Below are 11,892 nucleotides of genomic sequence, written 5' to 3'. Positions count from 1 at the left end.
CGACTGCTGGAGTCGGTGTGAAGGTGGCCGGCGCGGTGAGTTCAGTGGGGGGTGAGCGGTGTCGGTCGGGTGCGGGTGTGTTGGGGCTTGGCGCGCAGTTCCCCGCGCCCCTGGGAGGCGACTGCTGGAGTCGGTGTGAAGGTGGCCGGCGCGGTGAGTTCAGTGGGGGGTGAGCGGTGTCGGTCGGGTGCGGGTGTGTTGGGGCTTGGCGCGCGGTTCCCCGCGCCCCTAAGGGAGGCGGTTGCTGGTGTCGGCTGATGGGTGCGGTCGGCTGCGTGTCCCCCTGGGGGCGGGTTGTGGCCGGTGGTGAGGTGTAGGTGCAGGTTTGTCTGAATGGGGGGCGGGGGGCCGGGGACGGGGTGGTTGTGCCGTTGTCCGTCGAGGGGATGGCCGGGGCTGCCGTGGGGGCCGTGGGGGCCGGGGCGACGGATGTTCATCTGCATCCGAAGACGCCGTGCGGGCAGGACACTTTGTCGGCCCGGGTGCTGGCGGTGACGCTGGCGGCGGTACGGGCCCGGGTGCCGGCGTCCGTGCCGGTCGGCGTGACCACGGGCGCCTGGGCGGAACCCGAGCCGGCACTGCGGGTGGGGCGGGTCCGGAGCTGGACCGTGCTGCCCGATCACGCCTCGGTCAACTGGCACGAGCCGGGCGCCGAGCAGGTCGCCGCCGCGCTTCTCGACCGGGGCGTCGGCGTGGAGGCGGGCATCTGGTCGGGGACGGACGGCGCCGCCCGGTTCGCGCGCTCGCCCCTCGGCCCGCGGGTGCTGCGCGTCCTCGCCGAGGTCACGGACCCCGACCCGGCCACCGCGTCCGCCACGGCGCGTGCCCTGCTGGCGGACCTCGGCCCGGCGCACGGCCGCCCGGTGCTGCTGCACGGCGAGGACGGCGGTGCCTGGCCGGTGCTGCGGCTGGCCGGACGGCTCGGCCTCGCCGGCCGGATCGGCCTGGAGGACACCCTGTTCCTGCCGGACGGCCGGCGGGCCTCCTCCAACGCCGAGTTGGTCGCGATGGGCACGGAACTGTGGCACGCGGCCCGCGCGCGGCACCCCGGGGCTCCGTCAGAAGCTCCTTAGACCCCGCAGCTCCTTAGACTCCGCAGCTCCTTAGACCCCGCGTCGCCCGCCCCGTTCCACCATCAGGCGTGAACCGGCGCGGCTTTCGCCGAAGGCGTCGTCGGGGTTGGACAGTACGCAGGTGTCCAGGGACAGACAGCCGCAGCCGATGCAGTCGGTGAGGTGGTCGCGGAGACGGTTGAGCTGCTTGATGCGTTCGTCCAGCTCGGTACGCCACGCCTCGGAGAGGCGGGCCCAGTCGTCCCGGGTGGGTGTGCGTTCCTCGGGCAGTTCGGCGAGCGCCTCGCGGATCGTGGCGAGCGGGATGCCGACCCGTTGGGCGGCCCGGACGAAGGCGACCCGGCGCAGCGTGTCGCGGCAGTAGCGGCGCTGGTTGCCCGCGGTGCGGCGGCTGCGGATCAGGCCCTTGGCCTCGTAGAAGTGCAGGGCGGAGACGGCGGCGCCGCTGCGCGCGGCGAGCTGGCCGACCGTGAGCTCATGGATCTTCTCTGGGATCTGGGGCACTCCTCGGAGCCTACCCACCCGCTCACCCGTCCGGTCCGTTGACAGGGACCGCGCGGCCGACCATGCTAAGCAGTTGCTTAGAGATGACCTATGGGAGAGGCCGGGACATGGCAGAGCCGAGGATCTTCACCTCCGCCGACGACCTGAAGGCGGCGGTGGGCGAGCAACTGGGGTACACCGACTGGCTGGAGATCGACCAGAAGCGGATCGACCTGTTCGCGGAGGCGACCGGCGACCACCAGTGGATCCACGTGGACCCGGCGCGGGCCGCCGCCGGACCGTTCGGCACCACCATCGCGCACGGCTATCTGACCCTGTCGCTGCTGCCCCTGTTCGGGCCGCAGCTGCTCGCCGTCAAGGGCGTGAAGATGGGCGTCAACTACGGCACCAACAAGGTCCGCTTCCCCTCCCCGGTGCCGGTCGGCTCGCGGGTGCGCGCCACCGCCACGGTCACCGGCGTCGAGGACGTCACCGGCGGTGTCCAGGTGAGCGTCGCCTTCACCGTGGAGCGCGAGGGCGGCGACAAGCCGGTGTGCGTCGCGGAGTCGGTCTCCCGCTACTACCTCTGACCGGCCCCGACCATCCGCAGCACGAGGTCGGCGTAGAGCGCGCCGACCTCGTCGGGCGTCCGGGCGCCGTCGACGTTGAACCAGCGGGCCACGTCGATGCAGAGCGAGAGCACGGCCAGCGTCGTGCCCTTGAGGTCGGCCACCTCGAACTCGCCGGTGGCCACGCCGTCCTCGATGATGCCGCGCACCTCGGTGTCGCACTGGCGGCGCAGCGCGACGATCTCCGCGCGGGCGTCCGGACCGAGCGCGTCCAGTTCGTACTGGACCACCCGCGCGGTGGTGCGCCGGCCCGCGTGCCAGCCGACGAAGGAGCTGACGGCGTCGGTCAGTCGCGCCGTGGCACTGCCCTCGCCGCGGGCCGCCGTGCGCAGGATGTCCAGCGCCCGGTCGTGGCCGATCCGGCTGATGCGGTGGAGCAGCTCTTCCTTGGTCTTGTAGTGGATGTAGAGCGCGGCCGGGCTCATCCCGGCCCGCCCCGCGATGTCCCGGGTGGTCGTGGCGTGGTAGCCGCGCTCGGCGAAGGCCTCCACGGCGGCGACCAGCAGCCGCCGGGCCGCGTCGGGGGTGACCTCGCTCCAGGGTTCGGTGCCGCCGCCCCTGGTCTCCTCCGCCGTACTCATCGCCTTTTACGCCCCTCTCGGTGACAGGAGCTCCACCATACCGCCGAAGCTGAGCGGTCGCTTAGAGCGCCCGTCGGCTCACAGCTTCTGGAAGGGGTCGTGCGCGGCGAGCAGCTGCTCCACCCGCGCCTGGTCGACGCGGCTCACGATCTGCCCGGCCTCCTGCCGGTCCCGGATGATCTTGGCGAGGGTGAAGGAGGAGGTGACGAGGTACAGGACGGCGATGCCCAGGAAGGCACGCACCCAGGCGTCCGCGTCCAGGTTGAAGATGCCGATGGCGGTCGCGACGATGGCGACCGCGAAGGACGCGACGGCCTGCCCGTAGAAGGCGGCGGTGCTCTGCTGCTTGACCGGTGTGTCACTCATGGGGACAAGGGTCGGCGCAGGTGGCCGCGACCACATCCGCCGGACTACTCAGACCAGGTACTCAGAACGCGGACACCCCGGTGAGCGCCCGGCCGATGACCAGCTTCTGGATCTGGCTGGTGCCCTCGTAGAGGGTCATCACGCGGGCGTCGCGCAGCAGCTTGCCCGCCGGGTACTCGTCGATGTAGCCGTAGCCGCCGAAGACCTGCAGCGCGTTGTTCGCGGCGCGGACCGCGGCCTCCGAGGCGAACAGCTTGGCTGTGGAGGACTCGGTGGTGAAGGGCCGGCCGCGGTCGATCAGGTCGGCGACCCGCCAGGTCAGCAGCCGGGCGGCGTCCACGTCGACGGCGATGTCGCTGATCAGTTCCTGGACCAGCTGGTGGTGGGCGATGGTCTTGCCGAACTGCTCGCGCTCGCCCGCGTACCGCACGGCCGCGTCCAGCGCGGCCTGGGCGATGCCGACGCAGCCGGCCGCGACCGACATCCGGCCCTTGGCGAGCGCCGACATGGCGACCGCGAAGCCCTTGCCCTCGGGGGCGAGCATGGCGGCGGCGGGGACCCGGACGTCCTCCAGCACCAGTTCGGCGGTGGCCTGGCCGCGCAGCCCGAGCTTGCCGTGGATGGTGCGGCGGGTCAGGCCGGGGGTGTCGGCGGGCACCAGGAAGGCGGAGACACCCTTGTGGCCGGGGGCGTCCGTGGTGCGGGCGAAGAGCAGTACGACGTCGGCCCAGGTGCCGTTGGTGATGAACATCTTGGTGCCGTTGATCACGTAGTCGTCGCCGTCGCGCACCGCGCGGGTGGCCAGGTTCCCGGCGTCCGAACCGGTACCGGGCTCGGTGAGGCCGAAGCAGCCGACGTACTCGCCGGAGGTCAGACCGGGCAGCCAGCGGCGCTTCTGCTCCTCGCTCCCCCAGGCGGCGACGGTCTTGGCGACCAGGCCGAGGGAGACCGAGACGATGCCGCGCACCGAGGAGTCACCGCGCCCCAGTTCCTCGGTGACCAGGCAGTACGCGAGGTGGTCGCCGCCGCTGCCGCCGTACTCCTCGTCGATCGTCAGGCCGAGGAAGCCGACTTCGCCGAGCTTCTTGACGATCGCCCGGTCCACTTCCTCGGCGCGGTCCCAGGCGACCACGTGCGGGGTGATCTCGCGCTCGACGAAGTCCCGGGCCAGCTGCCGGACAGCGGTCTGCTCCTCGCTGAGCTCCAGGTTCATGCCGCGCACCTCACAGATAGTCCAAACAGATAGTCCAACGCAGTCCAGCGCTTAAATTAGCACTGCTAGTTTCCAGTCGCAGCCCTACTATGTGCGCCATGGCCCGACCGCGCAAGCCCCTGCTCAGCACCGACCGGATCGTCACGGCGGCCCGTGCGCTGGTGGACGCGGAGGGCCTCGCGGCCGTCTCCACCCGCCGGCTCGCCGCCGAGCTGGGCGTCAGCGGGCCCTCGCTGTACAACCACTTCCGCACCAAGGACGAGATCCTGGAGGCGGTCGCCGACTCGGTGAGCGGCCAGGTCGACCTGTCGATGTTCGAGGACGGCCGGCCCTGGCGGACCGCACTGCACGACTGGGCCGTCTCCTACCGGGCGGCCCTGCGCGACCACCCCAACATCGTCCCGGTGCTCGCCCACGGGCCCGGCCGCCGCCCGTCCGCGCTGCGCCTGGCGGACGCCGTCTACGGCGCGATGGTCGAGGCCGGCTGGCCGCCCGCGCAGGCCACTTCCATCGGCGCGCTGATGCGGTACTTCGTGCTGGGCTCGGCGCTCGGCTCGTTCGCCGGCGGTTTCCCCGACGAGCCCGGCGCCTACGACCCCGCCGACTACCCGCACCTCCAGCAGGCCCACCGGCTCGCCGAGCAGCAGGAGAAGATCGACGAGCGGGCCTTCGAGACGGGGCTGGCCGCGCTGCTGGACGGCCTGGGGCAGCAGTACGAGCAGGTCGCGACGGATCGCTAGGCCGCCCGCCGCGGGGTGCCCAGGGCGAGCAGGGCGGTGTCGTCGTCGACGCCGTCGCCGATCTTCTCCAGCAGCGCGGCGACCGCGGCGATCAGGTCGTTCGGTGCCGTCGACGCCTGCCCGGCGACGAAGTCCCGCAGCCGTTCGTCGCCGTACAGGACGCGGCGTACGGGGTCGATGCGGGCCTCGGTCAGGCCGTCGGTGTAGAGCAGCAGGGTGTCGCCGGGGTACAGGGTGGCCTCGGCGGGGGCGAAGACGGCGTCCGGGAAGGCGCCGACCAGCATGCCGCCGGGCGTGGTCAGGTAGTCGGCGCCCGCGCCGGCCCGCAGCAGCAGGGCCGGCGGATGGCCGCCGGAGGCGAGCCGGACCGTGGTGCGGCCCCGCTCCGGGTCGGGTTCGGCGATCCCGACGACGGCGGTGCAGTGCCGGGGGTCGGCCTCCGTGCCGTAGCGGTCGTACAGGACGGCGTTGAGCGTGCTCAGGGCGGCGACGGGATCGGCGTCGTGGGCGACGGCCGCGCGCAGCGTGTACCGGGTGAGGGAGGTGACGGTGGCCGCCCTGGGGCCCTTGCCGCTCACGTCGCCGAGGAAGAACGCCCAGCGCCGCGCGTCCAGGGCGAACAGGTCGTAGAAGTCGCCGCCGAGCCGGTCGGGCGAGGCGGTGTAGTAGTACGAGGCGACATCCAGGCCGGGCACGGTGGGCAGCTCGGCGGGCAGCAGCGCCTGCTGGAGCACGGTGAGGGCGTCGGTCAGCCGGGCCCGGTCCGCCTCGGAGCGGGTCCGGGCCTCCTCAGCCAGCCGCAGGGCCGCCTCGGCCTGGGCCCGCGCCTCGTCGGCCAGCGCGTTGCGGCGCAGCAGTTCCTCCTCGTAGCTCCGCCGGTCGGCGGCGTCGAACACGGTGGCGCGGATCAGTACCGGCTCGCCGGCCGGGTTCCGCTTGACGGTGGCCGAGACCAGGACCGGGAGGCGGTCGCCGGTCGCGGTGGTCAGCTCCAGCGCGATGCCGCCGATCTCGCCGCGCATGCTCAGCAGGGGCGCGAAGTGGGTCTCGTAATAGAGCTTGCCGCCGACGGTGAGCAGGTCGACGAAGCGCGCTCGGCCCACCACCTCCGCGCGCCGTCTGCCGAGCCAGCGCAACAGGGTCGCGTTGATCTTGGTGATGGTGCCGTCCGGCGTGGTCGACAGGAAACCGCAGGGGGCCGACTCGTAGAGCTCCTCGGCGCTGTCGGCCGCCCCGGCCGGGTCAGGTGCCGTGCCGGGCGTCATGGCGGGCGTCAGGTCGGCTGCCAGGTCGGCTGCCAGGTCGGGCGTCAGGTCGGGCGTCATGCGTGCGGTCCAGGAAGTCGAGCAGGGCGTCGGCGGTGGCCTCGGGGGCGCTGAGCTGGGGACAGTGTCCGGTGGCGTCCAGGGTGACCAGCCGGGAGCCGGGAATCCGGGCGTGCACGAACGCGCCGACGCCCCGGGGGGCGATGACGTCCTCGGCGCACTCCAGCACCAGCGTGGGTGCGTTCACCCCATCCAGGTCCCCCCGGTTGTCCGAGAGGAACGTGGTCCGGGCGAACACGCGGGCCATCTCCGGGTCGGTCGCGCAGAAACTGTCGGTCAGCTCCTGGCCCAGCTCCGGGCGGTCCGGGTTGCCCATGATGACCGGGGCCATCGCGGACGACCAGCCGAGGTAGTTGGAGTCCAGCGAGGCCAGCAGTTCCCGGATGTCGGCCCGGCTGAAGCCGCCCCGGTAGCCGTCGTCGTCGAGATAGCGCGGGGAGGGGGTGACCAGCGCCAGGGCGGAGATGCGGTCCGGCGCGGCGCGGGCGGCCAGTACGCCGGCCATCGCGCTCACCGAGTGCCCGACGAACGCCACGTCCCGCAGGTCCAGCGCCTCCAGTATGTCGACGACGTCCTGCGCGTAGCCCTCCGGGGCGGCGTAGCGCCGGGCGTCCCAGGCGGACGGGTCGGAGCGGCCCGAGCCGACGTAGTCGAACAGGACCACCCGGTGGTGCTCGGCCAGCCGGGGCACGACCAGCCGCCACATGTGCTGGTCGCAGCCGAAGCCGTGCGCCAGCATCACCACCGGCCCGTCCGGGTCGCCGGTCACCGTGACGTTGTTGCGGTGGCGTATGTCCGTGTGCGCCATTCCTGCTCCCGTAGCCGTGTCGCCTCTGTCACATTCACACCCCTCCTTCCCTCAATACACGGATAAGTCGATTTGTTTCCGTTTTCGCCGAAGAGGCGGTCCGCCCGGACACTTCGGCGTCCGCCGAACCGCGGGTGCCGCATGCTGGTCGCATGACCACCAAGGACCCCGGTGCGGCCGGGCTCGCGCGGCTGGCCGGGCTGATCGCCGACGAGACCCGGGCCGGCTGTCTGCTGGCGTTGCTCGACGGGCGGGCGTGGACCGCCGGTGAGCTGGCCCGGCACGCGGGGGTCGCGCCGTCGACGGCCAGCGAGCACCTGGGCAAGCTGGTCGCGGGCGGGCTGCTGGCCGAGGAGCGGCAGGGGCGGCACCGGTACGTGCGGCTGGCCGACGACCGGGTGGCGCAGCTGGTGGAGGACCTGGCCGCGCAGGTGGCACCGGAGGCGGTGGCCCGGCGGCCGCGTTCGCTGGCCGCGGCGGGCGCCGGGGCGGCGATGGCCCGGGGGCGGACCTGTTACGACCATCTGGCCGGGCGGCTCGGGATCGCGCTGACCGACGCGCTCACCTCCCGGGGGCTGCTGCGGCAGGACACCGGGTTCGCGCTCACCGACGCGGGGCTGGCCTGGTTCGGCACGACCGGCATCGCGCTGGTCCGCGGCGGGCGCCGGCCACTGGCCCGGGCCTGCCTCGACTGGACCGAACGCCGACCCCATCTCGCCGGGGTGGCGGGCGCGGCGCTGTGCCGGCACGTCCTGGACGCGGGCTGGTGCGTGCGCATCGGCAGCGGGCGGGCGGTGCAGGTGACGGCGGCGGGCGAACGGGCGCTGTCGGAGCTGCTGGGCGTGGCGACGGACGCGTTGCGCTGAGCGCTGGGGCGGCGATGTCCGGGGCGCGGATGTCCGGGGCGCGGATGTCCGGGGCTGCGGGTGTCCGGGCCGGCAGCTCTGCTGGCGGTCCGCGCATCCCGCCCGTCCCGTCCCCCCGTCCCCCGTCCCCCGTCCGAAAACCGCGAGCGTTCCCTGCCCTGTTCTTCCTAGCCTCTGGAGCATGATGTCCCCCTCTCCCTCCCCCGCACTGTCCGGCCGCCCGCGGTTGCTCGCGGCCGGGGCCGCCGCCGTCACCGTCGTGCTGTGGGCCTCCGCCTTCGTCTCCATCCGCAGTGCGGGCGACGCCTACGCGCCGGGCGCGCTGGCGCTCGGCCGGCTGCTGTCCGGGGCCGTGGTACTGGGCCTGATCTGTCTGGTGCGGCGGGAGGGGCTGCCGCCCCGGTCGGCCTGGCGCGGCATCGCGATATCGGGCGTGCTGTGGTTCGGCTTCTACATGGTCGCCCTCAACTGGGGCGAACAGCAGGTGGACGCCGGTACGGCCGCCCTGGTCGTCAACGTCGGGCCGATCCTCATCGCGCTGCTCGGCGCCCGGCTGCTCGGGGACGTCATGCCGCCCAGGCTGCTGGCCGGGATGGCGGTGTCGTTCGCCGGCGCGGTGACCGTGGGGCTGTCGATGTCGGGCGCGGGCGGTGCCTCGGTGCTCGGGGTGGTGCTGTGTCTGCTGGCCGCCGGGGCCTACGCCGCCGGGGTGGTCGCGCAGAAGCCGGCCCTGGGCCGGGCGAGCGCGCTCCAGGTGACGACGTGGGGCTGTGCGGTCGGGGCCGTGGTCTGTCTGCCGTTCGCCGGGCAACTGGCCCGGCAGGCGGCCGACGCGCCCCTGTCGGCGACCCTGAACATGGTGTACCTGGGGGTCTTCCCGACCGCGCTGGCCTTCACGACGTGGGCGTACGCGCTGGCCCGGACGACCGCGAGCCGGATGGGCGCGACCACGTACGCGGTGCCCGCGCTGGTCGTGCTGATGTCGTGGCTGGCGCTGGACGAGGTGCCGGGTCCGCTCACGCTGGTGGGCGGGGTGCTGTGTCTGGCGGGGGTGGCGGTGTCGCGGTCCCGGGCGCGGGTACGGGCCGCCGCTGTCCGCGACGGGGCGGAGCGGCGGCCGGAGAGCCCCGCGCGGGCCCGGCGGTGAGCCGGGGGAACCGTGAGCCAGGTGAGCCCGGTGGGATAGGTGAGCCAGGTGGGATAGGTGAGCCAGGTGGGATAGACGGAATAGGCAGGATAGGCGGGATAGACGGGCTAGAAGACGACCAGCGCGCGTCCGCCCTTGCCCGCCAGCATGTTGTCGAAGGCGGCCGGTATGCCGTCCAGGGCTATGCGTTCGGTCACCAGGGCGGCGAGGTCCAGCCGGCCGGCCCGAACGTGGTCGGCGAGGACCGGGAGGTCGCGGGCCGGGTCGCTGTTGCCGTAGACACAGCCGGTGAGGGTGCGGCCCCAGTGGAAGATCTCCAGGGCGTTGAAGGTGACCTGCTGGTCCTTGCCGCCGATGCCGACGACCGTGGTGCGGCCGCCGCGCCGGGTGGACTCCCAGGCGGTGCGGATGGTGACCGCGCGGCCCACGCACTCCACGGCGACGTCCACGCCCTGCTTGCCGGTGAGGGCGCGGATCTCGCGGGCGGTGGTGTCGGAGGCGACGACGTAGTCGGTGGCACCGGCCGCGCGGGCCAGTTCCTCCTTGGCCGGGGAGACGTCGACCGCGACGATCCGCGCGGCGCCGGCGATACGGGCCGCCTGGAGGGCGGCGAGGCCCACGCCGCCGACGCCGAAGACGGCGACCGTCTCGCCCTCGCGCACCCGCGCCGAGTGGTGCACGGCGCCGTAGCCGGTGAGCACGGCGCAGCCGAGCAGGGCGGCGTCGGTGAGCGGGACGCCGTCCGGGGCGGGCAGTACGCAGGACGCGTCGACGACCGTCTCCTCGGCGAACGCGGCGACGTTCAGCCCGGGGTGCAGTGCGGTGCCGTCGTCGGCGCGGTGGGCGTGCGTGCGCGCGGCGCCGGACAGGGCGTTCGCGCACAGCCAGACCTCGCCGAGCGAGCAGGCGTGGCAGGTGCCGCAGGACGGCGCCCAGTTGAGGACGACGGCGGCGCCGGGGGCGAGGCCCTGGACCCCCGGCCCGACGGAGACGACGGTACCGGCGCCCTCGTGGCCGAGGACGGCGGGCAGCGGCACCCGCATGGTGCCGTTGGACAGCGACAGGTCGGAGTGGCAGACCCCGGCGGCGGTGAGCCGCACCCGGACCTGGCCGGGCCCGGGGTCGGGCAGGTCGATCTCGGTCATCTCCAGCGGGGAGCCGATGGCGGGGACGACGGCGGCGCGGACAGCCATGACGGAAGCAACTCTCCTAGTACTGGGGTACTGGTGTACTGGGGTACTGGGGTCAGAACTGGAGGGACTTGGTCTGGAGGTACTCGGTGAGGCCGTGCCGGCCCAGCTCGCGGCCCACCCCGGACTGCTTGTAACCGCCGAACGGGGCGAGCGGGTTGAACCGGCCGCCGTTGATGTCGACCTGGCCGGTCTCCATCCGGCGGGCGAAGGCGACCGCCTCCCACTCGTCCCCGGCCCAGACGGCGCCGGCCAGACCGTAGACGGTGCCGTTGGCGATCCGCAGGGCGTCGTCCTCGTCCGCGTAGCGCAGGATCGTCAGGACCGGGCCGAAGATCTCCTCCTGGGCGACGGTCATGTCCTCGGTGACGTCGGCGAAGACGGTGGGCCGGACGTAGTAGCCGCGCTCGTGCGGGGCGTCGGGGCCGCCCGCGACCAGCCGGGCGCCCTCGGCGACGCCCTTCTCGATGTAGCCGCGCACCCGCTGGCGCTGCCCGTCGTTGACGACCGGGCCGATCCGGTCGCCGTACTTGGCGGCGGCGGCCGCGGCCAGCTCCACGGCCTCGTCGTAGCTGTCCCGGTGGACCAGCATCCGGGTCCAGGCGCTGCACGTCTGGCCGGAGTTGGACATCACGTTGGCGACGCCGACGTTGACCGCCTTGGCCAGGTCGGCGCTGGGCAGGATGACGTTGGCGGACTTGCCGCCCAGTTCGAGGGCGACCCGCTTGACGGCGGCGCCGGCCGTGGCGCCGATCCGGCGGCCGACGGCGGTGGAGCCGGTGAAGGAGACCAGGTCGACGCCGGGGTGCTCGACGAGCGCCTGGCCGGCGACCGGGCCGAGGCCGGTGACCAGGTTGAAGACGCCCGCCGGGACGCCGGCCTCGTGCACCGCCTCCGCGAACAGCTGGGCCACCAGCGGGGTGTCCTCGGCGGGCTTGAGCACGACCGTGCAGCCCGCGGCGAGCGCCGGGGCGACCTTGGCGACGATCTGGTGCAGCGGGTAGTTCCAGGGAGTGATGGCGCCGACCACGCCGACCGGCTCCTGGTACACGGTGGAGTTGCCGACCTTCTCCTCGAAGGCGTACGTCGTGGCCAGCTCGGCGTAGGAGCCGGCCACCGCGATCGGGGCGGCGGCGTGCACGGCCTGGGAGAACTTCAGCGGCGCGCCCAGCTCCGCGGTGACCGTCTCGGCGATCTCGTCCTTGCGGGCCACCAGGACGTCCCGCAGGGCGGCCAGCCGGGCGCCCCGCTCGGCCGGCGGTGTGGCGGCCCAGCCCGGGAGGGCGGCGCGGGCGGCCCGCACGGCGGAGTCGACGTCCTGCGCGTCCCCGGCCGGGACCCGGCCGATCACCTGCTCGTCGGCCGGGTTCACGACCGCGATCGTGTCCCGGCTCGCGGCGGGCCGCCAGGCTCCGTCGATGTACATGCCGTCTTGTGCCTTCATCGCGTTCGCGTTCCTTCCGGGCGGGCG

The 11,892-nt window shown here is 73.6% G+C and carries 13 protein-coding genes; 5 read left to right on the top strand and 8 right to left on the bottom strand.

The features are described 5' to 3' along the window. Window positions 1-317 precede the first annotated feature (317 nt). Complete coding sequence (locus AB0G32_RS22225) at window positions 318-1,073, top strand: 3-keto-5-aminohexanoate cleavage protein (RefSeq protein ID WP_361165771.1); 756 nt, start codon at window positions 318-320, stop codon at window positions 1,071-1,073. 30 nt (window positions 1,074-1,103) lie between these two features. Here the strand turns inward: AB0G32_RS22225 and soxR are convergent, their stop codons facing one another. Continuing rightward, window positions 1,104-1,577, bottom strand: coding sequence for a redox-sensitive transcriptional activator SoxR (soxR, locus tag AB0G32_RS22220; protein ID WP_361165768.1), 474 nt, complete (start codon window positions 1,575-1,577; stop codon window positions 1,104-1,106). A 107-nt stretch (window positions 1,578-1,684) separates the two neighbouring features. Here soxR and AB0G32_RS22215 point away from each other — a divergent pair, with 107 nt between their 5' ends. Further along, window positions 1,685-2,146: a MaoC family dehydratase gene (locus tag AB0G32_RS22215; protein ID WP_361165765.1), complete on the top strand. Its 462-nt coding sequence runs from the start codon at window positions 1,685-1,687 to the stop codon at window positions 2,144-2,146. Here AB0G32_RS22215 and AB0G32_RS22210 read toward each other — a convergent pair. The 3 genes from AB0G32_RS22210 to AB0G32_RS22200 all read right to left on the bottom strand — a co-directional run bounded on the left by AB0G32_RS22210 (window position 2,137) and on the right by AB0G32_RS22200 (window position 4,345). Next, complete coding sequence (locus AB0G32_RS22210) at window positions 2,137-2,766, bottom strand: TetR/AcrR family transcriptional regulator (protein ID WP_361165762.1); 630 nt, start codon at window positions 2,764-2,766, stop codon at window positions 2,137-2,139. The genes AB0G32_RS22215 and AB0G32_RS22210 overlap by 10 nt on opposite strands. 78 nt (window positions 2,767-2,844) lie before the next feature. Beyond that, window positions 2,845-3,132 carry a YiaA/YiaB family inner membrane protein gene (locus tag AB0G32_RS22205; RefSeq protein ID WP_361165759.1) on the bottom strand — a complete coding sequence of 96 codons (288 nt, stop codon included), beginning with the start codon at window positions 3,130-3,132 and terminating at the stop codon, window positions 2,845-2,847. A 61-nt stretch (window positions 3,133-3,193) separates the two neighbouring features. After that, window positions 3,194-4,345, bottom strand: a complete 1,152-nt coding sequence (locus AB0G32_RS22200) for an acyl-CoA dehydrogenase family protein (RefSeq protein ID WP_361165756.1) — start codon at window positions 4,343-4,345, stop codon at window positions 3,194-3,196. Window positions 4,346-4,443: 98 nt separating this feature from the next. Here AB0G32_RS22200 and AB0G32_RS22195 point away from each other — a divergent pair, with 98 nt between their 5' ends. Continuing rightward, the gene (locus AB0G32_RS22195) at window positions 4,444-5,085 is read left to right on the top strand and encodes a TetR/AcrR family transcriptional regulator (protein WP_361165753.1); all 642 of its coding nucleotides are present in this window, start codon (window positions 4,444-4,446) and stop codon (window positions 5,083-5,085) included. Here AB0G32_RS22195 and AB0G32_RS22190 read toward each other — a convergent pair. After that, window positions 5,082-6,350, bottom strand: coding sequence for a SpoIIE family protein phosphatase (locus AB0G32_RS22190; protein WP_361165903.1), 1,269 nt, complete (start codon window positions 6,348-6,350; stop codon window positions 5,082-5,084). The two genes, AB0G32_RS22195 and AB0G32_RS22190, sit on opposite strands and share 4 nt — an antisense overlap. Then, complete coding sequence (locus tag AB0G32_RS22185; protein WP_361165750.1) at window positions 6,328-7,218, bottom strand: alpha/beta hydrolase; 891 nt, start codon at window positions 7,216-7,218, stop codon at window positions 6,328-6,330. Before AB0G32_RS22185 ends, AB0G32_RS22190 begins: the two co-directional genes overlap by 23 nt. A gap of 152 nt (window positions 7,219-7,370) precedes the next feature. Here AB0G32_RS22185 and AB0G32_RS22180 point away from each other — a divergent pair, with 152 nt between their 5' ends. Continuing rightward, complete coding sequence (locus AB0G32_RS22180) at window positions 7,371-8,084, top strand: winged helix-turn-helix domain-containing protein (protein WP_361165747.1); 714 nt, start codon at window positions 7,371-7,373, stop codon at window positions 8,082-8,084. A 184-nt stretch (window positions 8,085-8,268) separates the two neighbouring features. Continuing rightward, complete coding sequence (locus tag AB0G32_RS22175; RefSeq protein WP_361165900.1) at window positions 8,269-9,231, top strand: DMT family transporter; 963 nt, start codon at window positions 8,269-8,271, stop codon at window positions 9,229-9,231. Window positions 9,232-9,338: 107 nt separating this feature from the next. On the opposite strand, the gene AB0G32_RS22170 is transcribed toward AB0G32_RS22175, so the two are convergent. Both AB0G32_RS22170 and AB0G32_RS22165 read right to left on the bottom strand, forming a co-directional pair. Continuing rightward, window positions 9,339-10,424, bottom strand: coding sequence for a zinc-binding dehydrogenase (locus tag AB0G32_RS22170; RefSeq protein ID WP_361165744.1), 1,086 nt, complete (start codon window positions 10,422-10,424; stop codon window positions 9,339-9,341). Between the two features lie 52 nt (window positions 10,425-10,476). After that, the gene (locus AB0G32_RS22165) at window positions 10,477-11,865 is read right to left on the bottom strand and encodes an aldehyde dehydrogenase family protein (RefSeq protein ID WP_361165741.1); all 1,389 of its coding nucleotides are present in this window, start codon (window positions 11,863-11,865) and stop codon (window positions 10,477-10,479) included. Window positions 11,866-11,892: the final 27 nt, after the last annotated feature.

Origin of the sequence: Streptomyces sp. NPDC023723, from assembly GCF_040639815.1 — a bacterium.
Lineage (GTDB): Bacteria > Actinomycetota > Actinomycetes > Streptomycetales > Streptomycetaceae > Streptomyces.
This window is presented reverse-complemented; position numbering and strand designations above follow the sequence as displayed.

Bases quoted from the DNA above. Each gene is read 5' to 3' on its own strand.
- AB0G32_RS22215 (WP_361165765.1), top strand. From the start codon at position 1,685: ATGGCAGAGCCGAGGATCTTCACCTCCGCCGACGACCTGAAGGCGGCG.
- AB0G32_RS22210 (WP_361165762.1), bottom strand. From the start codon at position 2,766: ATGAGTACGGCGGAGGAGACCAGGGGCGGCGGCACCGAACCCTGGAGC.
- AB0G32_RS22205 (WP_361165759.1), bottom strand. From the start codon at position 3,132: ATGAGTGACACACCGGTCAAGCAGCAGAGCACCGCCGCCTTCTACGGG.
- AB0G32_RS22200 (WP_361165756.1), bottom strand. From the start codon at position 4,345: ATGAACCTGGAGCTCAGCGAGGAGCAGACCGCTGTCCGGCAGCTGGCC.
- AB0G32_RS22195 (WP_361165753.1), top strand. From the start codon at position 4,444: ATGGCCCGACCGCGCAAGCCCCTGCTCAGCACCGACCGGATCGTCACG.
- AB0G32_RS22190 (WP_361165903.1), bottom strand. From the start codon at position 6,350: ATGACGCCCGGCACGGCACCTGACCCGGCCGGGGCGGCCGACAGCGCC.
- AB0G32_RS22185 (WP_361165750.1), bottom strand. From the start codon at position 7,218: ATGGCGCACACGGACATACGCCACCGCAACAACGTCACGGTGACCGGC.
- AB0G32_RS22180 (WP_361165747.1), top strand. From the start codon at position 7,371: ATGACCACCAAGGACCCCGGTGCGGCCGGGCTCGCGCGGCTGGCCGGG.
- AB0G32_RS22175 (WP_361165900.1), top strand. From the start codon at position 8,269: ATGTCCCCCTCTCCCTCCCCCGCACTGTCCGGCCGCCCGCGGTTGCTC.
- AB0G32_RS22170 (WP_361165744.1), bottom strand. From the start codon at position 10,424: ATGGCTGTCCGCGCCGCCGTCGTCCCCGCCATCGGCTCCCCGCTGGAG.
- AB0G32_RS22165 (WP_361165741.1), bottom strand. From the start codon at position 11,865: ATGAAGGCACAAGACGGCATGTACATCGACGGAGCCTGGCGGCCCGCC.